The organism is Aeromonas sp. R5-3, assembly GCF_040908225.1.
Classification (GTDB): domain Bacteria; phylum Pseudomonadota; class Gammaproteobacteria; order Enterobacterales; family Aeromonadaceae; genus Aeromonas; species Aeromonas dhakensis.
In genome coordinates this window covers 279667-303753 of sequence record NZ_JBFODH010000002.1, presented here as the reverse complement: position 1 = coordinate 303753, position 24087 = coordinate 279667, and the positions used below count along the sequence as shown (strand labels likewise).

Genomic DNA, 24087 nt, shown 5'->3' with positions numbered 1-24087 from the left:
CACGCGCGATGGAGCCTCCATGGAATACCTCGACCTGACCCCCTGGCGTTGCCCCGAGCCGCTGATCCGGCTCAAGCTCTGGTTGCGCCAGGCCAAAACCGGTCAAGCCCTCGCCATCCGGCTGGCCGATGCCGGCTCCCGGCAGGACATTCCCGCCTATCTGCAGCGCCAGGGTCACCCCTTCACCTTGCAGGAAGCGCCGGACAATACCCTCTCTTTGCAGTTGGTGGTCGGGGCCAGGCACCACAGCCAGCCCCAGTAACGTAAAGGATGTCGCCATGTTAGAAGTCATCAAGCGCTGGTATCAGACCCGCTTCTCCGATCCCGATGCCGTCACCCTGTTTCTGCTGCTGACGGCCTGTTTCGCCGTGCTCTGGCTGTTTGGCGATCTGCTGGCGCCACTGTTGGTCGCACTGGTGATGGCCTACCTGCTGGAGTGGCCGGTGAGCCGGCTGCAGCGGGCCGGGCTCTCCCGCACCCTGGCCACCAGTCTCATCCTGCTGCTGTTCATCGCCCTCACCGCCATGGCGTTTCTCGGCCTCATCCCGACCCTGGCAAGCCAGGGGCTGAACCTGGCCAAGGAGTCCCCGGCCATGCTCTCCCATGCCCAGGACTATGTGCGCACCCTGCCGGAGCAGTACCCCGAGCTGGTCGATGTCAGCCTGGTGGAGACCGTCATCGACAACATGCGCCAGCGTATCCTGAGCGGGGGCGAGCAGCTGGTGACCGCCTCCCTCGGCTCCCTCATCAACGTGGTGGCCATCCTCATCTACGCCATCCTGGTGCCCTTGATGGTGTTCTTCATGCTCAAGGACAAAGAGATATTGATGGGGGGGCTGCGCCGCTTCCTGCCGCGCAACCGCACCCTGGTCAACCGGGTCTGGGTGGAGATGAACGAGCAGATCCTCAACTACATCCGCGGCAAGGTGATCGAGATCCTCATCGTCGGGGTGGCGACCTATATCCCATTCGCCCTGATGGGGCTGCGCTACTCGGCGCTGCTGGCGGTGGCGGTGGGCTTCTCGGTGCTGATCCCCTACATAGGTGCCGCCGCGGTGACGGTGCCGGTAGCCATGGTGGCCCTGTTCCAGTGGGGGCTGACCCCCGAGTTCACCTGGCTGATGGTGGCCTATCTGGTGATCCAGGCCCTCGACGGTAATCTGCTGGTTCCTCTGCTCTTCTCCGAGGCGGTCAACCTGCATCCGGTGGCCATCATCGTTGCCGTGCTGGTGTTTGGCGGCCTGTGGGGCTTCTGGGGGGTCTTCTTCGCCATCCCCCTCGCCACCCTGGTCAAGGCGGTGCTCAATGCCTGGCCCAAGCGCGAAGAGCTGCCCGCCGTGCCCAAATAATGCGATAGTCGTGCCTGGCCATCGATGACAACGGAGTGTCCATGAAGATATTGCAAATGCTCACACGGACGGGGCTGGCGGCCCTGCTCCTGACCACCCTGCCGGCCCGGGCCGATCTCGATATCGGGGCGCTCAGCGCCTTCTCCAGCGACAGCCCCGACAGCCCCATTCCCAAGGGGTTGGTGCTGGGCGGGGCCGTCATCGGCGGTCAGGCCCGCTACCAGCACCAGGATGACACCCTGCTGCCGATCCCGGGTGCCCTCTACTTTGGCGACAACCTCATGTACCTGGGGGATCGGGCCCGCTACTACCTGAGCCGCAATGGCGGCCTCTCCACCTACGCCTTCGGCCGGATGCGCTTTGGCAATCTGGATCCGGACGATGATCCCTTCCTGCACGGCCTCGACAAGCGCAAAGGTGAGTTCGAAGCCGGGATCGGGGCCGATCTCATCACCCCCTATGCCCTCTGGAGCGTGCGGGCCACCAGCGACGTGACCGGCACCAGCAATGGCCAGGAGCTGATGCTGTGGGCCAACTTCCCCATCATTCGCGGCCCGCTGCTGCTGATGCCGGGGGCCGGCGTCATGCTGCGCAGCCACAACCTGGCCAACTACTACTTCGGCGGTGTCTCGCAAGACGAAGCGAGGGCGGACAGGCCGGCGTGGAACACCGGCACCACCCTCTCCCCCATGGTCTCCCTCATCGGCAGCTATCGCTTCAACGCCAACTGGATCGGCGGCTTTGGCATCAACTACGAGCGCTATGACGGCGACATCGCGGACAGCCCCCTCGTCCAGCATCAGGGGGAACTCTATGCCGGGCTGGGGCTCGGCTATATCTGGTAACGCCCAGACCACACCCGCACCAAAGAGAAAAGGAGCCCATGGCTCCTTTTCTTGTTATCCGGCAGAGAACACTGTCACAGGCGGGCCAGAAACTCGGCCAGCGCGTCGTTGACGAAGGCGGGGTTCTCCAGCGAGGCGATGTGGCCGGCCGCCGGGATCTCCTTGAACGGGCAGCCCAGCACCTCGGCCATCAGGTAGCCTTCCAGCACAGGGCGGGCCTTGTCCTGGCAACCCGTCATCACCAGCGCGGGCAGCCTCATCTCTTCAAGCCACTCGATGCGATCTTCGCGGGTCACGAAGCTGCGACCCACCGCCACCATGGCGGCCACCTTGTCGGCCGGCCAGGCGGCGAGGCGCGCCTTGAAACCGCTCATCAGATTGGCATCCGGCTGATCGGCAAAGAACAGCGGCGCCACCTGCTCGACGATGGGAGCCGGGATGGTGCCAAGCTGCTCGATCATGGCCAGCATGCCGAGGTAGCGCTCGCAGGTGATCTGGGGCTCAAGGCCGACGAAGCTGTCCATCAACACCAGCCCCTTGAGGCGCGCAGGCACCATGCGCGCCAGCTCCACGCCCCACATGCCGCCGATGGAGAGACCCACCAGCACGAACTCGTCGATGCCGAGCGCATCGAGCAGGGCCAGCTGGTCGCGGGCCAGGGTCGCCAGGGTGCAGCCCCCCTCGGGCAGCGCATCGGAATCACCGTGGCCCCACAGCTCGGGCACGATGCAACGGTACTGCCCCTTGAGGGCCTCCACCTGGGGCGCCCACATGGCGCTGTCCCACAGGTAGCTGTGACCAAACAGCACGACCGGGCCCTGCCCCTCGTCCAGATAGGCCATCTGGCGGCCTGCTATCTCCATAACTTGCTTCATGTTTTCTCCTGTTGCCAACAGCCGGTGATGAGACGGCAGTGCAAATCGCCATCACTGGCGTCATGTTTTTTCTATTGCCTGCCGGCGGCTCGTGAGGCGGCAGTGTAACACGACCCCCTTGGCAGTGACGCCCGCCTGGTGCAATCTGGAAAGGACTCAATAAGGAGACAATCATGCCGAAGGACAAGAGCAAGAAACGCCCGCGCCTGGACAAGAAGACCTACGAGCACCACCTGGCCCATCTGCAGGAGGAGCTGGTCAAGCTGCAGGAGTGGGTCAAGCAGGAGGGGCTGAAGGTGGTGGTACTGTTCGAGGGCCGCGACGCCGCCGGCAAGGGGGGCGTCATCAAGGCGATCACCGAGCCCCTCAACCCCCGGGTCTGCCGGGTCACCGCCCTGCCCGCTCCCTCTGACCGGGAACGCTCCCAGTGGTACTTTCAGCGCTACGTGACCCACCTGCCCGCCGCCGGCGAGATGGTGCTGTTCGACCGCTCCTGGTACAACCGGGCCGGGGTCGAGCGGGTGATGGGCTTTTGCAGCGACAACGAGTATCGCGAGTTTCTGCGCGCCTGCCCCGAGTTCGAGCGGATGCTGACTCGCTCAGGGATCACCCTCATCAAGTACTGGTTCTCGGTCAGCGACGAGGAACAGGAGAAACGCTTCAAGGAGCGGATCAACACCCCCATCAAACGCTGGAAGTTCAGCCCGATGGATCTGCAGTCCCGCTCGCGCTGGGTGGAGTACTCCCGCGCCAAGGACGACATGTTCACCTACACCGACACCGAGGATTGCCCCTGGTTCGTGGTGGAGGCAGACGACAAGCGCCGCGCCCGCCTCAACTGCATCTCCCACCTGCTGGGTAAGGTGCCCTACGAGGCGATCCACTACGAGCCCATCACCCTGCCCCCCATCAACACCGAAGGTTACGAGCGCCCGCCGCTCACCAGCCAGCACTTCGTGCCGGACATCACAGCCGCGCTCGAGGCTTGATCCCTGCCACCTCGCCTGCCGTTCTCGCCAAACGGCAGGCAATAAAAAGCCGGTCTTGCGACCGGCAAAAAGGCATTGAATATAAAGAAAAGGAAACCTCGGCAGCCGCCCCTTGTCAGGTGCGGATGTATTTGGCCGTGCGCGGGAAGGCTTGCTCCTTGGCATCGAACAGGTAGCAGGCCTCGGCCGGAATGCCGACGCTGTACTGCTGGCCGGTGGCCACGTCCACGTCGGAGCTCGCCTTGACGGTGAAGTCGTGGCCCGCCACGTCCATGTAGACGAAGGATTCGGCCCCCAGGTGTTCAGCCACCTGCACCACCCCGCTCACGCGGCTGTCGGCATGGGCGTGATCGAGCGGCACCAGGTGCTCGGGACGAATGCCCAGCTCCACCTTGTCGCCAACCGCGCCGCGGCGGGCATCGACCCGCACCCGCACGCTGTCGCCCGTGGTCAGCTTGACCAGGCACTCCTGCTCGCCAATTTCCACCAGCTCGCCGGCCAGGAAGTTCATCTTGGGGGAGCCGATGAAGCCCGCCACGAACTTGTTGTCCGGGTTGTGGTAGAGCTCGAGCGGGGTGCCGAACTGTTCCAGGTTGGTGGTCGCGTCCGCCTTGAGCGGGCTCAGTACCACGATGCGGTTGGCCAGGGTCATGGCCTCCACCTGGTCGTGGGTCACGTAGATGATGGTGGAGTTGAGCTCCTTGTGCAGCTTGGCGATCTCGATGCGCATCTTGACCCGCAGGGCGGCGTCGAGGTTCGACAGAGGTTCGTCAAACAGGAACACCTGCGGCTGCTGCACGATGGAGCGGCCGATGGCGACCCGCTGGCGTTGACCGCCGGAGAGCGCCTTGGGCTTGCGGTCCAGCAGCGGCTCGAGACCCAGGATCTCGGCGGCGCGCATCACCCGCTTGTGGATGTTCTCCTTGTCCATCTTCTTGAGCTTGAGGCCGAAGGCCATGTTCTCGTAGATGTTCATGTGCGGGTAGAGGGCGTAGGACTGGAACACCATGCCCACGTTGCGCTCTACCGGCGGCACGTCGTTCATGTAGCGACCGCCGATGGTCAGCTCGCCGCTGGTGATGTCTTCCAGACCGGCGATCATCCGCAGCAGGGTGGACTTGCCGCAACCGGACGGGCCGACGAAGACGATGAACTCCCCTTCCTTGATGGCCAGGTTGATATTGCGCAGGGTGTCCTTGTGGACAGCCGGATCGTAATTTTTGCGAACGTTGTTGAGTACTACTTCAGCCATGTCGAGCTCCGCTCTTGAATCTTTGCAAATCGTGATGGCGGGGGGAGTCGGCTCCCCCGGCCATGAACCGTTAACCTTTCACGCCGCCGGCCGTGAGACCACCCACCAGCCAGCGCTGGGCGAGCAGGAAGACGACCGTGATGGGGAAGCCCGACAGCACGGCGGCTGCGGCAAAGTCACCCCACAGGTAGTTCTGCGGATAGAGGTACTGCTGGGCCCCGACCGCCAGGGTCAGATTGTTCACATCCTGCAGCAGGATGGAGGCCATGGGCACCTCGGTGATGGAACCGATGAAGGCCAGGATGAACACCACCGCCAGGATGGGCACCGACAGCGGCAGCAGGATCAACCGGAACGCCTGCCACGGGGTGGCACCGTCGATGGCCGCCGCCTCCTCCAGGGAGGAGTCAATGGTCTCGAAGTAGCCCTTGATGGTCCAGACGTGCAGGGCGATGCCACCCATGTAGGCCAGGATCAGGCCGCCGTGGGTGTTGAGACCCAGCCAGGGGATGTAGTCACCAATCTTGTTGAAGAGCGCATAGATGGCCACCAGTGCCAGCACCGCCGGGAACATCTGGAAGATCAGCATGCCCTGCAGGATGGTGGACTTGCCACGAAAACGCAGGCGGGCGAAGGCGTAGGCACAGGTGGTGGAGAGCACCACTATCATCAGGGCGGTGATGCCCGCGATCTTGATGGAGTTCCACAACCAGGTCAGCACCGGGAACGGCGGCGGCGTGATGCTGCCGTCGGCGTTGGTGATGGACATGCCCAGCGCCAGCTTCCAGTGATCCAGGGTCGGGTTGGAGGGGATGATCTCCCCTACCGCGAAGTTGCCGTTTCTAAACGAGATGGCGATGACCATGATCAGCGGGAAGATGATCAATGCCAGGAAGCCCCACATCACCAGGTGGGTTGCCCACACCCGGTATTTGACTGATTTGGGTTGTACGATTGCCATGTTGAAGCCTCCTTACAGTTGCTTGTCGGCTTTGGACAATTTCAGGTTGAGCAAGGCCAGCGCACCCACGATGAGGAAGATGGCGGTGGCGATGGCACTGGCCAGACCGTAGTCCTGACCACCCGAGCCCTGGAACGCGATCCGGTAGGTGTAGCTCACCAGCAGGTCGGTGGTCCCGGCCGGGGTGCTGGCGCCAATGATGTCCGGCGCGCCGTTGGTCAACAACTGGATAAGCACGAAGTTGTTGAAGTTGAACGCGAACGAGGCAATCAACAGGGGCGTCAGCGGCTTCATCAAGAGCGGTACTGTGATCTTGAAGAAGTTTTGCACCGGACCGGCACCGTCCATGGCGGACGCCTCATAGAGATCTTCCGGAATGGCTTTGAGCAGGCCCATGCAGAGGATCATCATGTAGGGGTAGCCAAGCCAGGTGTTGACGATGAGGATCATCACCTTGGCCAGGAAGGGGTTGGTGTACCAGTCAGGCTTGATGCCAAACGCCGCTTCCAGGAACAGGTTGATCTCGCCGAAGTTCTGGTTGAACAAGCCCTTGAACACCAGGATGGAGATGAACGCCGGGATGGCATAGGGCAGGATCAGCATGACCCGGTAGAAACCGCGCCCCTTGAGAGACTCCCACTGCACCAGACAGGCCAGCACCATGCCGATGGCCAGGGTGAAGCCCACCGAACAGGCGGAGAAGATCACGGTCCAGACGAAGATCTGCAGGAACGGCGCCTGGATACCCGGATCGGTGACGATGCGGGCGAAGTTCTTCCAGCCCACGCTCACCACGAAGCCTGGTGCCACGCTCTTGCCGACAAACTGGCCCTGTTCGTCGATGTATTGATAGAAGCCGGTGTCGCCGTTGGGCAGCATCAGCTCGCCGCTCTGGTTGTCACGCAGCAGGTTGCTGTCTTTGATCACCACCCCGGACTTGAGCACGGCACCGTCCAGCAGACGGGTGTACTGCTGTTTCTGGGCGGCGAACTTGCGCAGGCTGCTCAGGGTCAGGTGGGTTCCGCCATCCGGCAGCACCAGATCGAGTGCGCTCAGGTGGGTGCGGTGGTCGACGATGGCCCGGATGGGCGCCACCTGGTCCACGGCCTCACCGGCCAGGGGTTGCAGCTGAACAACCTGTACCTTGTCATGAACCCTGCCCTCGCGGACAGCCAGTTCACGGGCCTTGTTGTTCATCAGGGTAACGGGTTGACTGATAAAGGATTGGTCGTCCTGTTTCAGCAGCAGCTGAAACTGATTGTTCTCACCACCCAGGAGGGTGAAATCGAATTCACCGCCCGCCACCTTATAGGTTTTTTTCAGATGGTAATCCCGCGCCTGCTCGATGGAGAGCAGGTTGGATCCCGAATAGTTGGTGAAGGCGATGCCGATCGTGTAGGCAAGAGGGAAGATGATAAAAACAACCATGCCAGCCACACCGGGGAAGATATAGCGGTGGGCATAGGTCTTCTTGTTCATGAAGACATACAGACCGACGGAGACCACCACCAGATCAAGCAGAGCGAATACCCACTCACCGCTGGCGTACATCATCACGGCTGCATAACCGTTGAGGATGGCTACCAGGGCAGCAATGGTCCACTTAAGCCAGGTGTGCTTATCCTTCGGACCGGCATAGGATTCGATAGAAGGTACTACTTCCATGCCAATTAACCTTTATAACGCCAAGAGAGATTTGAGAGAGTGGGAGGCCGTTGCGGCCTCCCGGGTAGTGCGTGCTTACTGAACGATACGCTTGGCAGCGGTATCCAGGGCTTCGTCAACGCTCTGACGGCCGGAGGTCACGTTCTTGAGGGCAGTTTCGAAGGAGGACCAGAAACGGCTCATTTCAGGCACGGACGGCATCGGCTCGCCATTCTGGGCGTTTTGCATGGTTGCCTTGATGTGCGGATCCGCTTCCAGGGTCTTCTGGAAGGACTTCAGCGCCACGGCGCCCAGCGGCTTGTCGGCGTTGACCGGAGCCAGACCGGCGTCGGTCAGCAGGTAGTTTTCCAGGAACTCGATGGCCAGATCCTTGTTCGGGCTGGCGGCGTTGATGGTGGCACCCAGTACACCGACGAAGGCCTTGGCCGGTTTACCCTTCAGGGTCGGCAGCGGCGCTACGCCGTACTTGATACCGCTCTTGTCCAGGTTGCTCCAGGCCCAGGGACCGTTGATCATCATGGCCACTTCGCCCTTGTTGAACTTGGCGTCCATCACACCGTAGTCGATGCCTTTTTCCAGGTGACCGGACTTGATCATCTCGGAGATGTAGCCGACACCGGCCTTGGCACCCGCGTTGTTCACGCCGGTGTCTTTCACGTCATAACCAGTAGCGGTCTTCTTGAAGGCGTAGCCACCGTTGGCAGCCACCAGCGGGTAGCTGAAGTAGGGGGTGTCATAGGCCCACATGATGGCGCGCTTGCCGCTCTTCTTCAGGGTCTCGTCAATCTTGGCGATCTCTTCGAAGGTCTTCGGCGGCTCCGGCAGCAGATCCTTGTTGTAGATCAGGCTGACGGCTTCGACGGCAACCGGATAACCGTAGGTCTTGCCATCAACGGTCATGGCATCCCAGGCGAACTGTTCAAACTTGGCTTTGGTGGCGGCATTCGGGGTCACGGGGACCAGCAGACCGGCCTTGACCCACTCACCGTAACGGTCGTGAGCCCAGAAGAAGATGTCCGGGCCGTTGCCGGTGGCAGCGGCTTGCTGGAATTTCACTTCCACCTGATCAGGGTGAGCAACTGTCACCTTGATGCCGGTTTCGGCTTCAAATTTCTTACCTACTTCGGCCAGACCATTGTATCCCTTGTCACCGTTGATCCAGATGGTCAGTTGGCCTTCGTCAATGGCGGCAGTGGCAGAGCAAGCCACACCCAGAGTAGCCAGACCGATCAGGGATGACAGCAATTTCTTTTTCATGAGCCTTTCCTTGTATTAGTTCCGCGCTGCAAGAGCATTGTGTGCGAGATGAATATTATCCCAAGCCGTTACCGCCTCACATGACGCAACTCGCATTTTTGAAACGCAATTACGTATTTTCTTCCGGAAAGTTCTGAAAACATTTTCTTATTTCAGGGGGTTAACGCCATTTATTGGCATATTTATCGCCAAATTAAGAAATTAAATTACCAAAGAGAAATAAATAAACATGAATGAAAGGGTTTTCACCTCATTGAAAACCCTTTCACAGGGATTATTCTGTTTAATTTGTTAACAAATCACCGAGTTGGTTTCGCTGCCACCTACCCCGTTAAATAAAAAGACACCGCAGCAGGCTGCGGTGTCTTTTTGCCAAAAGTGGAAAGCAGATCACATTACGACTGGCGCAACAGCTGATCCTTGAGGTTGGGCGGCACCCCCTTGATGGTCAGGGTATCGGTCTGGGGATCGTAGAAAATCCGGCTGTTGAGCAGCTTCTGCTCGAAGCTCAACGTCAGGCCGCCACCGGAGCCGACGAACTTGGTCAACCCGCGCAGGGTGGAGCGGTCCGCCGGGAAGCGCTCTTCCAGCTCGTACTCCTGACCGATGAAGCTGTAAAAATCGAGGTCGCCCTCCCCTGCCTCTTTTGACGAGAGCTCCGCCGACAGCTCCCTGATCTCTATCTCTTCACCGGCGCTGGCCTGCTCGGTGCAATATTTGAAGACCTGTTTCTTGTAGTCGTTGCGCTCGGCCGGTTCGAGCTGGCGGCTGTCGCAATAGTCGTCCACCGCCTGCAGCAGCCCCTTGTTCTGGATCTTGGCATCCATCCCCTCGCGGGCACCCAGCAGATCCATGAAAAAATCACCCAGCTTGCGACCGACCCGACCCTTGCTGAAAGTGATGTAACGGCGCGAATCAGCCTGGGTTTTCCATTCGGTGAGATCGATGCGGGCCACCAGGTTCAATTTGCCGATATCCAGATACTGGATGTGGCGCAGCTCCAGCGCCTCGCTGACGGTGACGCTCTCCTTGCCCTCCAGCAGGGCGATCATCAGATAATCCACACCCACGTAGTTGTACTTGGCAAACAGCAGCACCCCCTGCTCGTCGAGGGCGTGCTCCACCAGCTGCTTGACCAGCAGCTGGGTCATCTCCACCGAGAAGGGAACGAATTCGAGCTGCTCGTCCAGCAGCTTTTCCAGCGCGATGCGAAACAGGGGAGAGGGCTGCTTGGGGGCCTCTTCCCCCTCTGCCAGCTCGGCGACGGCGGCCTCGGGGTCGGCGAAGAAGCCAAAGCCCTTGCCCCCCTTGCCGTTGTAAATGCGGTGCAGCTCCGCCATCAGCCCCTGTACCGCCTCATCGGCAGGCAGAAGCTGGCTGCGGGTGTCGGCGTGAGGTTGACCATCGCCGCCCTGGCGCAGGGAGTGAAGAATGATCTTGTCGATATCGAGACTCATGTCACAAAGCCATAGTGTTAGCCGAAAGGGTGAAGTATTATAAGGCGCTTTGAACCGAGATGAACCCAAGATTATGCCCATCGTATCAAAGTACAATAACGAGCAGTTTGACGCCCTGATGAACGACCTGATCACCGCCCTGGAGAAGCACAAGGCGCCGGTGGACCTCAGTCTGATGGTGCTCGGCAACCTGACCACCAACATCATCAATGGCATGGCCCCGGCCCAGCGTCAGGCGATCACCGAGAAATTCATCCAGGCGCTCACCGCCTCGGTCGATCATCGCCACGACGCTCATTGAGTCTCTTCGCATTCTTTGATGTTTTTCAAGCAGATGGATCACTATGGTCGAAACCGGCAACCCCTATCGTGATAATGTCTCTCGCCTGATCACCTGGGGGCATTGGTTCTCCTTCTTCAACATCATTCTGGCCATGCTGATCGCCACCCGTTATCTGGGGGCGATCAGCTGGCCGTCGACCACGCTCGGCGTGACCTATCTCATCATCAGCTGGATCGGTCACTTCTCGTTTCTGAGCTTTGTCACCTACCTGTTGACGATCTTCCCCCTGAGCTTCGTGCTGCCCAGGGAGAAACCATTGCGCTTCATCTCCGCCATCATCGCCACCCTGGCGCTGGTGCTGCTGCTTATCGACACCCAGGTGTTCCAGCTGTTCAAGTTCCACCTCAACGGTCAGGTGTGGCAGCTGCTGCTGGATCAGGCCCAGACCGAGGAGGGCTCGATCTGGAGCATCATCTTCGTGGCGGTGCCCACCATCTTCCTGGTACAGCTGCTGCTGTCGGCCTATGTGTGGCGCAAGATCAACAAGCGCAAGCGCCGCCAGTATGGCAATCAGGTGGGGCTGGCCCTGCTGGTCTGCTTTATCTTGACCCACGTGGTCAACAGCTGGGCTGATGCCACCCTGTATCAGCCCATCACCATGCAGCGCGCCAACTTCCCGCTCTCCTACCCGATGACCGCCAAGAGCTTCCTCGCCAAGCACGGCTGGCTGGATCTGGATCAGTACGAGAAGAAGGCCGAGTCCCAGGATGGCGACAGTGCGAGCCGGTTGCGCTACCCGCTGCGCCCGCTCAGCGTCAACGCCCCGCTGACCCACAAGAACCTGCTGATCGTGGTGGTCGACTCCCTGCGGGCCGACATGCTCAACAACATCAACATGCCCAATCTGCAGCGCTATGCGGATCAGCACCTCAACTTTGCCAACCACATGAGTGGCGGCAACGATGACGCCATGGGGATGTTCAGCCTGTTCTACGGCCTGCCAGGTCACTACTACGACGACATTCGCAACGACAAGACCCCGCCGGTGCTGTTCGACGAGATGCTGCGCCAGGACTACCAGTTTGGCCTGTTCGGCGCGCTGGAAGATGCCCAGCAGTATCGCCAGAGCATCCTCTCCGGCCTGCGCAAGCAGGTGTTCGTCTCCGAGCAGACCGACGATACCCAGCTTGTCGGCGACTGGCAGCAGTGGCTCGCCAAGCGCTCCCCTGACCGCCCCTGGTTCTCGCTGGTCTATCTGTCGAGCCCGGGCGACTACCAGCTGCCGGCCGGCATCAAGGGCCCCTTCCAGCCGGAGCTCACCAAGTTCAACCCGGCCACCGCCTATCAGGCTGAAAACCTGCAAAAGCTGGAGAACCGCTACAAGAACTCGGTCTTCTACACCGATCAGCTGCTGGAGCAGATGCTGACCCAGTTGCAGCAGCAGAGCATTGGCGAGCAGACCATCGTCGTGGTCACCGCCAACCATGGCCAGGAGTTCAACGATACCCAGAGCAACAGCTGGGGTTATGGCACCAACTACTCGCCCTATCAGGTGCAGGTACCCTTCGTGCTGGCCTGGCCGGGTAACGAGACACTGCCGACGAGCCCGGTGAGCAGCCACCTGGATCTGGTGCCCACCCTGATGCAGGGGATGCTGGGGGTGCGCAACCCGCCGCGGGACTACAGCATAGGTCGCAACCTGTTCGACAACAGCCCGCGCAACTGGCTGCTGGCGGGGGATCAGCGCGACTTTGCCATCTATCAGGGCAACACCATCACCCACTTCAACAAGCAGGGTGACTTCGAGCTGCTGGAGCGCAACAGCTACCGTCCCATCAAGCACGGCACCCCGGACATGGGGGTCATGATCCAGGTGATGAACGAGCTGAACCGCTTCTACCGCGCCCCCTGAGGCCCGTCCCGTATCCGTTGAAAACCCGCTCCTCGAGCGGGTTTTTTATTGCCGCCAAGGTCTGTACAGGGTCTGCCAACACGTTGACCGAGCCGCTTTCGCCCGCCCCCGCCTCATCACCAACCCTGCTTGCCAGACCCGCACCCGACGCAAACGTTGGCCCTGTCCATTACTGACTCTCTTCTCAAAAACCCAGTCCGATCAGGATCATAAAAACAAAATGATAATGATTATCAATCGTTGATCTGATTGGACCTCTCTGCAATAATCCGCGGCCTTCAGGCTTAAATAATAATTATTCTCAAAATGAAAACACTACTTCACTACTGGCCCATGCTGCTGTCCGGTACAGCGCTGGCCGCCGGCGATCCCGCAGGGATAGACACCTCCGGCACCACCCCGCCCAAGGCGCGCGAGACCATAATCGTCAAGGGTCAGCGGGTCGAGCAGAAACTGTCCGACATCTCGGGCTCCATCACCGTCATCACCGAAGAGGATCTGGAGCGCCAGATAGCCACCGAGCTCACCGACGTGTTCAAGAACGAACCCGGCGTCTCGGTGACCGGCTCGGCGGGCCGGCCGCAAAACATCAGCATCCGCGGCATCGGTGGCAACCGGGTGCTGATCGTCAAGGATGGGGTCCGGGTCAGCGACGGCTTCGGTGCCGACGATCTCAACGACAAGGTGGGCCGCTTCAGCTTCGATCTCGATGACGTCAAGCAGATCGAGGTGGCCAAGGGGGCCGGTTCCGCCCTGCACGGCTCGGACGCCATCGGCGGCACCGTGGTCATCACCACCAAGCAGCCGGAAGATTACCTGCAGGGGCAGGATGCCTACCTCAGCAGCAAGGTGCTGCACGACGGCAGCAGCGACAAACAGAAACTGAGCGCCACCGGCGCCGCCCGCTGGGGCGAGAGCGCCCACCTGCTGCGCCTCTCCGGCTGGCAGGGGCACGAGACGGCCAACTACGACCAGAGCCGCATCCCGGCGGATCTCGATGGCCTCAGCGCCTCCACCAGCTCCAGCCTGACCCTCAATCAGCACCATCTGCTGCGCCTCGAGATCGACTACTTCGAGGACAACGCCAAGCGGGATCAGGGGCCGCGCGAAATTCCCCAGCCCGACGGCAAGTGGCAGGTGCGCCAGTATCGCGAGAACGGCAGCCAGCGCTCCCAGGGCGGCAAGCTGAGCTGGGAGGCGCAGGATCTGGGCCATCCGCTGGCCGACCGCTTTACCTGGAACCTGCACGGCAACTATGCCAAGAACACCGCCAACAAGCGCAGCCTGCTGCAAAATGACGAGCTGAGCGGCTACCCCCGCTATCGCAGCGAGCGGGAGCTGGCCACCTTCACCGAGCACCTGCTCGGCAGCGAGCTGGATATCCGCCGTGATCTAGTCACCGGTGCCGTCGAGCACAAGCTGAGCTACGGCATCGAGCTGGCGCGCACCCGGCACGAGCGACCGGTGGAGAAGCTGATGCTGGAAGCCGGCATCCCCCAACCCACCCAGTCAGCCCCCTTCAGCAGCGCCCGCACCGATCGGGCCGGCATCTGGCTGGGGGACGTGGCGACCCTGGGCCAGTGGCAGTTCACCCCGACCCTGCGCATGGATCAGCAGTGGCTGAGCCCGCAGGATGGCCGGGGCGAGAGCAACCACAGCTGGCACCTCTCGCCGAGCCTGGCCACCAGCTACCGCTTCAACGAGCAGTGGCGCAGCTGGCTGAGCTACGCCAACGGTTTCAGCGCCCCCTCCTACGACAAGGTGTACGGCAACATCCCCCACTACTTTGCCCTGCCGCCGTTCGAGATCATCGCCAACCCGGATCTCAAGGAGGAGACCAGCCACAGCTTCGAGTGGGGGGTGAGTGGCGAAGGGGACGAGTGGAGCATCAAGCCCGCCCTCTTTTACAACCGCTACTACAACTTCGTCGACTGGCGTCAGGTGGGCTTCCGCCTGCGGGACGGGGTCATGCTGCGTCAATACCGCAACGTCGCCAAGTCCGAGACCTGGGGTGCCGAAGTCGCTGCCAGCTACTGGCTGACCCCGCAATGGGAGCTGGCCACCAAGCTGGGCTGGGTCGACGGCAAGACCAGCCAGGGCGAATCGCCGCGCAACCTCACGCCGCTCGAGGGCAACACCCGCCTCAGCTATCAGGCCAACGACTGGAGCCTGGGGCTGCAGGCCGACTACGCCGCCGCCATGAGCCGGGTGCCCACCTGTGGCAACAGCCTGACCCAGCAGCAGGGCGAGTGTCTGAAAACCGCCGGCTGGCTCAGTTTCGCCCTGACCGCCGACTGGCAGATCACCGACGCCCTCAAGGCCAACCTCAAGCTCGACAACCTGCTCGACACCCGCTACACCCGCTATCAGGATGTCGCCGGGCTGGAAGCAGGCACGGATGCGGGCCTCTACACCCAGACAGGCCGCTCCCTGAGCGCCAGCCTGCGCTACACCTTCGTGGGGCTCTGATGCACGCACTCCTGATGCTGGCCAGCCTGCTGGCCACTCCGGCGGCTGCCCAGCCCGCCGCCATTGCACCAGCCGGCGCCCCGAGCCAAGCCGTCGCCGCGGCGGCGCCGCTCGTGGCCCCGCTTATTCCTCACCGCCCGCTGCCGATGCCGGGGGAGCGGGCCCGGCTCGATCCCTACGGCGGCTGGCGCGATGACAGCCGCCAGGATCCCGCCCTGCTGACCCTGCTGGGCGAGCAGAACCGCTGGACCGAGCAGCAACTCGCCGCTCAGCAGCCGCTGGAGCAGGCTCTGCAGGCCGAATGGCAGGCACAAGCGCGCGGCGAGCCCATGCCGCAAGAGTGGCTGAGCGAGGCGGGCAGCCAGTGGCGGATGGAAGCCGACGGCAGCCTGTGGCAGCGCAGCGGCAAGCAGGCTGAACCTCGTCAACGGCTGGCGGCCCGTCAGCCGGCCAGCGGCTACTACGAGCTCGCCAGCTGGGCCCTGCACCCGAACGGGCGCTGGCTGGCCCTGGCCGAAGATCTGCAGGGCGATCGGGATTACCGCATCACCCTGCTCAACTTGGCCGACGGCAAACCCCTGGCCACCCTGACGCACAGGGCCGCCGATCTGCTCTGGAGCCTGGATGGCAAGACCCTCTACACCATCGCCAACGAACCCCGCACCCTGCGCCCCTGGCAGCTGTGGGCCTGGCGCGCTGGCAAGGAGCAGCAGATCCACCAGGAGGCGGACCCTGCCTGGCTGCTCAGCCTCTATCGCACCACGGATCGGCGCCACCTGCTGCTGCAGAGCAACAACCACGACAGCGCCGAGCAGTACCTGCTGGACGAGGGCACACCGGCTCTGCTCAAGGCCCGTCAGGCCGGCCTCGAGTACTATCTGGATACCCAGGGGGAGCGGGTGCTGATCAAGAGCAACCGGGACGGTGCCCTCGGTCTCTATCAGGTGGCCGACCTGAGCCAGGTGGCCAAGGGTGAGTGGCAGCCGCTCTGGTCCGGCGAGCAGAGGAGCCTCGAGAAGTGGCGCCTGTTTGTCGACTACACGGTGCTGCAGTATCGCCACAAAGGGGATGACTGGCTCGACGTGCTGGATGGCCGCGGCCGGCTCAGCCATCGTCTGCTGCTGACCGAGGGGGCCGGCACGGCCTGGATCCAGGGCGCCCACGACCCCGCCAGCGGGCAGATCCTGATCCGCCGCCAGGGCATGGCCGAGCCGCCGCACCAGCGCCTGCTCGATCTCGCCAGCGGCCGCTGGCTGCCGGATTCCCGGACCGTCCTCCCCTCCCCCTACCAGAGCGAGCGCCGCTGGGTGGTGGGCAAGGATGGCGTCAAGGTGCCGGTCTCCCTGGTGTGGCGCAAGGACATCCACCCCCCCAAGGCACTGCTGCTCTACGGCTATGGCGCCTACGGCACCCCCATGCGCCCTTACTACCAGCCCCAGGTGCTGAGCCTGCTGGATCGCGGCTTCGTCTACGCCATCGCCCACGTGCGCGGCGGCGGCATGCTGGGGGATGAGTGGTATCTGGCGGGGCGCGGTCGCCACAAGCAGCACAGCGTGGACGACTTCCTGACCGTGGCCGAGGCGCTGGCCCGGGATCCCGCCATCGACCCCGCCCGGCTGTTCGCCATGGGCGGCAGCGCCGGCGGCCTGCTGGTAGCGGCGGCCCTCAACCAGGCGCCGACCCGCTTCGCCGGCGCCGTGTTGCAGGTGCCCTTCGTCGATCTCATCGGCACCATGAGCGATCCCGAACTGCCGCTCACCCGCCAGGAGTACGCCGAATGGGGCAATCCGGCCATTGCCGCCGATTACGCCGCCATGCGTCGCCTGAGCCCTTACGACAACCTGCACGCGGCCCCCTACCCCCCCGTCTATGTGACGGCCGGGCTGCACGACAGTCAGGTGCCCTACTGGGAGCCGCTCAAGTGGGTGGCCCGCCTGCGGGAACACAGCACGGGAGCGGGCCCCTATCTGCTCAGCACGGCCCTCGACGGCGGCCACCGCATAAGCCCGGGCAACGCGCGCCAGCAGGCGGCCCGCGAGTACGCCTTCCTGCTCACCCTGGCGGGCGCCCGCCGGTGATCCCTTTTCTCATTTTTGTGTTGGAGTAAACCATGAAACCCTCTTCCCTGGCCCTCTGGCTGGCGGCAACCCTGCTCTCCCAGCCACTGCTGGCGGCCGAGCTGCAGTTTGTCGATGAACAACCGCTGACCACTACGCCCCAGAAGTGGCTCGAGCAGCGCCTTGGCGTGAGCCTGGCCCCCGACTACGACAGGGCCAGCCTGCTCGGCCATCACTACAGCTTCCGCCAGCTGGTCAACGGCCTGCCGGTGGCCACCATCCAGGCCGCCGTCAGCGTCGACAAGGCCGACAAGCCCTGGCGCATCTATCACAACAGCCGGCCGCTGGATAGCCGCGAACCCGGCTGCGATGCCGCCGGCAATCTGGATCCCCTGCTGGATCAACTGCGCGATGGCGGCAGCGAGATCGACCCCCTTGGTCCGGTCGAGGCCTGGTACTGGCGCGACGGCGACACCCTGGTGCCGGCCCTGCGCCAGCGGGTACGCGAGCATCAGGCAGGCAACGCCAAGGCCAGCCAGGTGCAGCTCTTCGCCAGCTGCGACGGCAGCCGCGAGCTCGGCCGCTGGATGGATGCGGCCACCACCCGGGCCAGCCGCACCGCCGACGCCGGCGACACCCAGCTGGAGGCTCGGGTATTCGATCCGGATCCCCGTACCCAGCTGCGCGACGCCGGTCTGGTGTGGCACGAATCCCTGCAACTGGCAGACGCCGCCTATCAGGACAAGGTACCGCTGCCGGTCACCCTGGCGGGCGGACGCTATCTGCTGAGCGGCCCCCACGCCCGGGTAGTGGATGCCATGGAGCCGGATACCGCCCCCTTCAGCGCCGACAGCCCGCAGGGGTTTCGCCTGACCCGCGATGATCGCGGCTTTGCCGACATCAACGCCTACTACCACCTGGATCTGGCCCAGCGTCACCTCAAGCGCCTCGGCTTTAGCGACCTCATTCCGGGGGCGCTCGACATCGACACCGAGGCCGGCTATCAGGACAACTCCCTCTACGATCCGTTCGAACGCCGGCTGGAGCTGGGTCGCAGCGGCGTGCCCGATGCCGAGGATCCCATGGTGATCTGGCACGAGTTCGGCCACGCGGTGCAGCATCACATAGTGCCGGATCTGGGGGACGAGGCGGACTGGGGCGCCATCGGCGAGGGCTTCAGCGACTACCTGGCCGCCAGCCACCGCCAGCGCAGCGAGGCCGGCCGCCAGTTCGAGCCCGCCATTGTGTTCAACTGGGATGCCCGCTTCACCGACCGCACCCCGCGTCAGCTGGACGATCTGCGCGCCCGCTACCACCCGGATTACAACTATCCGGCCCACCGCACCATCAACGGCAGCAATGGCGACCAGCTGTGGGGCACCCCACTGTTCCAGGCGCTGCTGGCCGCGGTCGCCGAGCAGGGCGAAGGGGCACGGGACGAGTTTGACCGCCTGATCATCGAGTCTCACTTCGGTCTCGGCCCGGCCATCCGCATGCCGCAACTGGCCCGCATCACGGTGGATACCGCCGCCCGCCTCTACCCGGCCCGCCCCTATGCCAGGCTGCTGGAGCAGGCGTTTCGCCAGCACGGCCTGCTGCAGGCACCGGTCAATGTGGGCCTGAGTGATGGCAGCGTCATCGAGCTGGGGCAGCGCCAGTCGGTGCAGCTGACCCTTACCAACCAGGGCAAGGCGCCGGTGACCCTGAACGAGCTGGCCCTCCAGCTGCCAAGCGGGCTGCAGGCCGATCCTTACAGCTGGCAACCGGCGACCCTCGCGGCGGGTGCCAGCATGACCACCACCCTGCGCCTACTGGCCCAGAGCCCGCTCGCCTGTGGCGACGAGGTGGCGCTGCCGGTAAGCCTCACCATGAGCGGCACCAGCCCGACCGAGCGCCAGTGGCAGCAGTCGCTGACCCTGCCCATCGGCGCCCCCATCGTCAGCCGCGCCAGTGGTCAGCCGCTCACCTTGAGCGATGCCATCAGCGACGAGGTGCGTGGCCTCAGCGAAACCAGCCTGCTGATAGAGAGCAGCGAGGCCAAGGTGAGCGACCGGCTGCAGCTGAACCTGGATCTGCAGCACCCGGCGCTCGATGAGCTGGAGATCTGGCTCAACTCCCCCTCCGGCACCCGCATCCAGATCTGGGACAAGGGCTACAGCCCGCTGCCACGCCTCAAGGGGGTCTTCCCCACCGAGCTGCTGCCCCTGCAGCCCTTCAGCGCGCTGGAAGGCGAGCCGCTGGCCGGTCGCTGGACCCTGGAGATAGTGGACAGCAAGCCCGGCAATCAGGGCCGCATCAACGGCTGGAGCATCAGCCAGCGGACCGGCGCCCAGTGCAGCAAGCCGGTCACCCCGCCCGATGACGGCATCATCCACTTCCAGGTGGACGACGGTAGCGGTGGCGGTACGACCAACCTGCTCTGGTTGCTGCCGCTGGCCCTCTGGCGCCGCCTGCGCCAGCGCACCTGAATCCACCCCATCCATATATAAGAAGAGGGGGCCAAGGCCCCCTCCCTAAGGACTAGAGATGACACCACATTACTCCCGCCTGGCCTGCCTGCTGGCCCCCCTGCTCACCGCCTGTGGCGGTGGCGGCTCGGACGAGGCGCCGCTGGCGGTCCCCGACTACAGCCTGACCGTGACCCTGCCCGAAGCCGGCACCCTGTGCATCAACCTCAACCAGAATGCATCTTGTGATGCGGGGGAGCCCAGTGTCAGCGGCGCGGCCGGTACTCACCGGCTGAGCGGCAGCGCCCCGGCCCTGTTGACCAGCACCTTGCTGTTCTTGCCAAGCAACCCGGCCGCCCCCGTGCTGCTGCATCCCGCCGCCCGGCTCGATGATCAGCACCTGACCCCCAGCCCGCTCAGCACCCTGCTGCAATACCGCATCGCCGAGGGGCAGCCCCCGAGGCAAGCCCTCGGCGAGCTGCTCAGTGCGCTGGCGCCGCTGCAACCGGGTCAGGATCTGGCCGCCCTCTCCCGGCTGAGCGACTTCAACCTGGCGCTGGGCCAGCTGCTGCAGGCGGTCGTCGAGACCGATCTGAAGGCCCAGGAGGGCTTCTCCACCGCCACCCTGCATATGCTGGTGTGGCCTGCCATCGGCAGCCTGCTGCCCGAGCTGGCTGGCCACTTTGCCCTGCACGGCGAGCTGGCCAGCCAGCAGGCAGACGTCCGCGCCCGGCTGCTGCAACAGCACTCCCATCCACTGATCACCGGCAGTGGCGTCACCACCTACACGGACGGGGTCGACTACCTGCTCACCCAGGAACCCGCCGACCACCCGGGGCAGGAGGCCAGCCTCAACAAGGCGCCGCTGCGCTATCGCAAGCTCGACGGCAAGGGGCAGCCGCTGGCCGATGACGCCCCCGTCTGGGAGTGTGTGGAAGATCTCAACACCGGTCTGGTCTGGGAGAAGAAGCTCGATGATCCCGCCAGCCCGCGCGATCTGCACCGCACCTTCGCCTGGGAGCTTGACGACTATCACCCCACCCAGCAGGAGCTGGACTACGCCTGCCCGGATGGCGAGGCCATCTGCACCACGGAGCAGTACCGCCAGTGGCTCAACGCCCAGCAGCTGTGCGGCATCACCAGCTGGCGCATGCCCCACTCGCGCGAGCTGATGAGCCTGCAGCACTACGGCTCCCTCTCCCGCCAGGACGACCAGCCGGTGAGCATGGACGTGCGCTACTTCCCCGATGTCGGCACCACCAGCAAGGATTTCAGCGGCTACTACTGGAGCCAGACCCTGACCCCTTCGCGCCGGCTGGAGAGCGCCCCCATCAGCGCCATCGCCCACATCTTCCTTGGCGATGACGCCGGCACCGACTACGCAACCACAGTTCAAAACAGCGATGATGCCAACGGTCTGCAACTGCGACTGGTGGCGGAGGTAACCCGATGAACCGCTTGATGTTGACCCTGCTGCTGACCCTTGGCAGTCCCCTCGCCCTGGCCACCGCCATCTGTGATGACAACATGCCCAGAACCAGTCCCACCGCCCGCTTCATCGACCGCGGCAACGGCACCGTCACGGATCGCTCCACCGGCCTGACCTGGATGCGCTGCCAGCTCGGCCAGACCTGGCGCAACCAGAGCTGCCAAGGCGAGCCGACCCGGCTTTACTGGCAGCAGGCCCTGCTGACCGCCGAGCGGATCCGCACCGAGCCGAGCCATGCGCTGTACAACTTCGGCGGCCACGGCGGCTGGCGCCTGCCCACCATCAAGGAGCTGGCCAGCGTGCTGGAGTCCGCCTGCTACAAGCCGGCGCTCAACGAAACCATCTTCCCCCGCGCCATGGCCGGTGACGGCAAAGAGGTGAACGACGGTTACGTCTACCTCTGGTCCTCCACCCCGGTGCCGGCCAGCAAGGGGGTCGCCTATCTGGATATCACCAGCGGCGCCGTCGGCATGCGGGCCCCCGGCGCCTGGGCCAAGCAGGTGCTGCTGGTGCGCTGATGGAGTCGGGTGGCCAGGGGATCCCGATGAACACAGGATCCCGGCTGGCCACCCGCGTTTGCAGCCCAGCCTGTCGTTTGGCGGATCTGCACCCTGTCAGAAAATAGCCAGAAGACGTCATTGTGTGCCGGATCTGCATCATTTTACGCAGTTTTTACGTAGCAGATCGCTGGCATGAAACGGGCAGAGCGGTTAGTCTAGCGGCGTTGAACCAACCCCATGAGGTACAGATGAAAACCGTATTGCGTTTTAGCCTGCTGGGCGCCTTGTTGCTGGGCGGCCATGCCTTCGCCGCCGAACCGAAAAAATTTGATATCAGCATGTTCCCGGCTGCCGAAGTGAACCAGGAACGTGTGGTGATCCGCCTGCCGGAAGTCGAGAACGAAGCCGACATGATGGTCGAGCTGCAGGTCGGCAAGAAAATGATGGTCGATTGCAATGTGCCGCGCTTTGCCGGCAACCTGGAACAGCACAGCGTCAAAGGCTGGGGCTACAACTACCTGATGCTCGGCAAGGTGTCCGATCCCATCAGCACCCTGATGGCCTGCCCGGATGGCCAGAAGAAAGAGACCTTCGTCCAGATCTACGGCCAGGGCTTCTTCGTGAACTACAACTCCAAGCTGCCGTTCGTGCTCTACGTACCGCAGGAGTATGAAGTGCGCTACCGTCTGTGGCGTGCCGATACCCTGGCTCAGCCAGCCATGATCGAGTGAGTCTCTACCGAGACCAGACCTCCCGCTTTGGTTCATGAACGACATCAAATAGAGCGCCGAATGGCGCTTTATTTGTAACAAATTGTGCTGTTTCCCACCCCGCCAACCTTTACAGAACCTGACATAACTCCGCTTTTTTTCTCACTTTTTTGCCCTTTTCAGCCGACCCGGGCCCATGGATCCGCGGCAAATCACTTTCGATGAAAGAGATTTATCAATATAGTGAAAAAATTGATTTTGCACTCTGCGACGGCCTGATGATACTTGCCCGCAAAGGTCAAACTAACCAGAAAAAGAGCACTATGAGCTTCGAATCAGACAAGCGTTTCAACGACTTCAAACATTTTCCCCGTGGCCTGCGTCGCAGTGGCGAATTCACTGTGGCCGAAGCGGACAGTCTGGAAAAATACGGTACCGCCATGCTCGCGCTCTATCAGGGCAACCTGGCCGCGCGCGATGACGTGGAAAGCGCCTTCATCGAACAGGTCAAATCCGGTGCCGCCGGCAACAACCCCCACGCCAAGGTGTGGTTCAAGTATCTGAAGGTGATCGGTCCCAAGCGCGTGCACCGTCTGTGCACCGTCGCCGGCGGTGCCAACGAGGAAGCGAGTGGCGGCGGTTTTGAAGGTGGCAGCGGTAGCGACGAGTCCATCGATTAATGGATACCGAACTGCTTCGGACCTTTATCGAGGTCAGCAAGACCCGGCACTTCGGCCGGGCTGCTGAAAATCTCTACCTGACCCAGTCGGCGGTGAGCTTTCGGATCCGCCAGCTCGAACAGCAGCTCGGGGTCAGTCTGTTTGCCCGCCATCGCAACAACATCCGCCTGACCGCCTCCGGTGAGCGTCTGCTGCCCTACGCAGACGCCATCTTGCATACCCTGGGCCGCGCCAAGCAGGATGTGGCCCTCTCCCCCGGTTTCAGCCAGCAGCTCGCCATCGGCGCCCCCGCGGTGTTCTGGGAGCTCGACTTCAATGACTGGCTCAACCATGTCTATGCCCTGGCCCCGGGTCTTGCGGTGCGGCTCGAGACCGCCTCCCGCGAGCACCTGTGCCGCCAGTTGCTGGAGCGCTCCCTCGATCTCGCCCTGCTCTCCGAGCCGACCAAGATCGACGAGATTGCCCTGCACCCCATCGGCGAGCTGGTGTTCGAGCTGGTGAGCCGGGATGGCGCGGCCAACGCCGACAGCCTGATGCAGATGCCGCACATTCATCTGGATTGGGGCACCAGCTTTGAGCCCCAGCCCAGCCGGCTGCAGAGCCTGCAAAAGACCCCGGTGCTGCACTCGAGCTCCGCCAATATGGCGCTGCAGTTCGTGCTGGCCAACGGCGGCGCGGCTTACCTGCCGAGGCGCATGGTAAGCCCTTTCCTGGAGCAGGGGCGTCTGCACCTGGTGGAAGGCGCCCAGGCCTTGAGCCGCCCGCTCTACCTCGCCTATCTGGAAAAGTCCGATCGGCGGGAGCTGATCGATCAGCTGCTGACCCTGCCGCTGGGCTGGGATGGCGCCGATCTGCGCTTGCCGCAGCCGGAATAGAGGCGACGCAGCGCA

At 63.1% G+C, this 24087-nt stretch carries 20 protein-coding genes; 14 read left to right on the top strand and 6 right to left on the bottom strand.

Going from position 1 to position 24087, the window contains the following annotated elements:
• The first annotated feature begins 19 nt into the window (after positions 1-19).
• The 3 genes from AB5Y95_RS01400 to AB5Y95_RS01390 are packed head-to-tail and all read left to right on the top strand — an operon-like array spanning position 20 to position 2194.
• Positions 20-262 carry a sulfurtransferase TusA family protein gene (locus AB5Y95_RS01400; protein WP_017779381.1) on the top strand — a complete coding sequence of 81 codons (243 nt, stop codon included), beginning with the start codon at positions 20-22 and terminating at the stop codon, positions 260-262.
• A 16-nt stretch (positions 263-278) separates the two neighbouring features.
• The gene (locus tag AB5Y95_RS01395) at positions 279-1349 is read left to right on the top strand and encodes an AI-2E family transporter (protein WP_242764827.1); all 1071 of its coding nucleotides are present in this window, start codon (positions 279-281) and stop codon (positions 1347-1349) included.
• A gap of 56 nt (positions 1350-1405) precedes the next feature.
• Positions 1406-2194 (top strand): MipA/OmpV family protein, encoded by a 789-nt coding sequence (locus AB5Y95_RS01390; protein ID WP_010634368.1) that lies wholly within the window; start codon positions 1406-1408, stop codon positions 2192-2194.
• Positions 2195-2268: 74 nt separating this feature from the next.
• Here AB5Y95_RS01390 and AB5Y95_RS01385 read toward each other — a convergent pair whose 3' ends face one another.
• Positions 2269-3069, bottom strand: coding sequence for an alpha/beta fold hydrolase (locus AB5Y95_RS01385; protein WP_216972665.1), 801 nt, complete (start codon positions 3067-3069; stop codon positions 2269-2271).
• 173 nt (positions 3070-3242) lie between these two features.
• Between AB5Y95_RS01385 and ppk2 the strand changes: the two genes are divergently transcribed.
• Positions 3243-4058, top strand: coding sequence for a polyphosphate kinase 2 (ppk2, locus tag AB5Y95_RS01380; RefSeq protein WP_005299604.1), 816 nt, complete (start codon positions 3243-3245; stop codon positions 4056-4058).
• A 115-nt stretch (positions 4059-4173) separates the two neighbouring features.
• Here ppk2 and AB5Y95_RS01375 read toward each other — a convergent pair whose 3' ends face one another.
• The 5 genes from AB5Y95_RS01375 to yejK form a co-directional block, all read right to left on the bottom strand.
• On the bottom strand, positions 4174-5310 hold the full coding sequence (locus AB5Y95_RS01375; RefSeq protein ID WP_005299602.1) for an ABC transporter ATP-binding protein: 1137 nt from the start codon (positions 5308-5310) through the stop codon (positions 4174-4176).
• A gap of 70 nt (positions 5311-5380) precedes the next feature.
• On the bottom strand, positions 5381-6271 hold the full coding sequence (malG, locus tag AB5Y95_RS01370) for a maltose ABC transporter permease MalG (protein ID WP_005299600.1): 891 nt from the start codon (positions 6269-6271) through the stop codon (positions 5381-5383).
• A gap of 12 nt (positions 6272-6283) precedes the next feature.
• Positions 6284-7936, bottom strand: a complete 1653-nt coding sequence (gene malF / locus AB5Y95_RS01365; protein ID WP_005299595.1) for a maltose ABC transporter permease MalF — start codon at positions 7934-7936, stop codon at positions 6284-6286.
• Between the two features lie 75 nt (positions 7937-8011).
• Positions 8012-9193 carry a maltose/maltodextrin ABC transporter substrate-binding protein MalE gene (malE, locus tag AB5Y95_RS01360; RefSeq protein ID WP_219326518.1) on the bottom strand — a complete coding sequence of 394 codons (1182 nt, stop codon included), beginning with the start codon at positions 9191-9193 and terminating at the stop codon, positions 8012-8014.
• 395 nt (positions 9194-9588) lie between these two features.
• On the bottom strand, positions 9589-10650 hold the full coding sequence (gene yejK / locus AB5Y95_RS01355; RefSeq protein ID WP_026140927.1) for a nucleoid-associated protein YejK: 1062 nt from the start codon (positions 10648-10650) through the stop codon (positions 9589-9591).
• A gap of 73 nt (positions 10651-10723) precedes the next feature.
• Between yejK and AB5Y95_RS01350 the strand changes: the two genes are divergently transcribed.
• From AB5Y95_RS01350 to hdfR, 10 genes are all read left to right on the top strand, one after another.
• On the top strand, positions 10724-10951 hold the full coding sequence (locus tag AB5Y95_RS01350; RefSeq protein WP_005299589.1) for a YejL family protein: 228 nt from the start codon (positions 10724-10726) through the stop codon (positions 10949-10951).
• A gap of 43 nt (positions 10952-10994) precedes the next feature.
• A complete protein-coding gene (locus AB5Y95_RS01345; RefSeq protein ID WP_215269314.1) occupies positions 10995-12845 on the top strand; it encodes a DUF3413 domain-containing protein in 1851 nt (616 codons plus the stop codon).
• Positions 12846-13151: 306 nt separating this feature from the next.
• On the top strand, positions 13152-15314 hold the full coding sequence (locus AB5Y95_RS01340) for a TonB-dependent hemoglobin/transferrin/lactoferrin family receptor (RefSeq protein ID WP_025201873.1): 2163 nt from the start codon (positions 13152-13154) through the stop codon (positions 15312-15314).
• On the top strand, positions 15314-17392 hold the full coding sequence (locus tag AB5Y95_RS01335; RefSeq protein ID WP_368159382.1) for a prolyl oligopeptidase family serine peptidase: 2079 nt from the start codon (positions 15314-15316) through the stop codon (positions 17390-17392). Before AB5Y95_RS01340 ends, AB5Y95_RS01335 begins: the two co-directional genes overlap by 1 nt.
• A gap of 32 nt (positions 17393-17424) precedes the next feature.
• Complete coding sequence (locus AB5Y95_RS01330) at positions 17425-19839, top strand: proprotein convertase P-domain-containing protein (protein WP_368159381.1); 2415 nt, start codon at positions 17425-17427, stop codon at positions 19837-19839.
• A 58-nt stretch (positions 19840-19897) separates the two neighbouring features.
• Positions 19898-21271 carry a DUF1566 domain-containing protein gene (locus AB5Y95_RS01325; protein WP_017765983.1) on the top strand — a complete coding sequence of 458 codons (1374 nt, stop codon included), beginning with the start codon at positions 19898-19900 and terminating at the stop codon, positions 21269-21271.
• Positions 21268-21825: a DUF1566 domain-containing protein gene (locus AB5Y95_RS01320; RefSeq protein ID WP_005299575.1), complete on the top strand. Its 558-nt coding sequence runs from the start codon at positions 21268-21270 to the stop codon at positions 21823-21825. The genes AB5Y95_RS01325 and AB5Y95_RS01320 overlap by 4 nt, the downstream gene beginning before the upstream one ends.
• Positions 21826-22055: 230 nt before the next feature.
• A complete protein-coding gene (eco, locus tag AB5Y95_RS01315; protein WP_005299572.1) occupies positions 22056-22538 on the top strand; it encodes a serine protease inhibitor ecotin in 483 nt (160 codons plus the stop codon).
• A 302-nt stretch (positions 22539-22840) separates the two neighbouring features.
• The gene (locus AB5Y95_RS01310) at positions 22841-23197 is read left to right on the top strand and encodes a DUF413 domain-containing protein (protein WP_010634377.1); all 357 of its coding nucleotides are present in this window, start codon (positions 22841-22843) and stop codon (positions 23195-23197) included.
• Positions 23197-24072, top strand: coding sequence for an HTH-type transcriptional regulator HdfR (gene hdfR, locus AB5Y95_RS01305; RefSeq protein WP_005299567.1), 876 nt, complete (start codon positions 23197-23199; stop codon positions 24070-24072). The genes AB5Y95_RS01310 and hdfR overlap by 1 nt, the downstream gene beginning before the upstream one ends.
• Positions 24073-24087 lie beyond the last annotated feature (15 nt).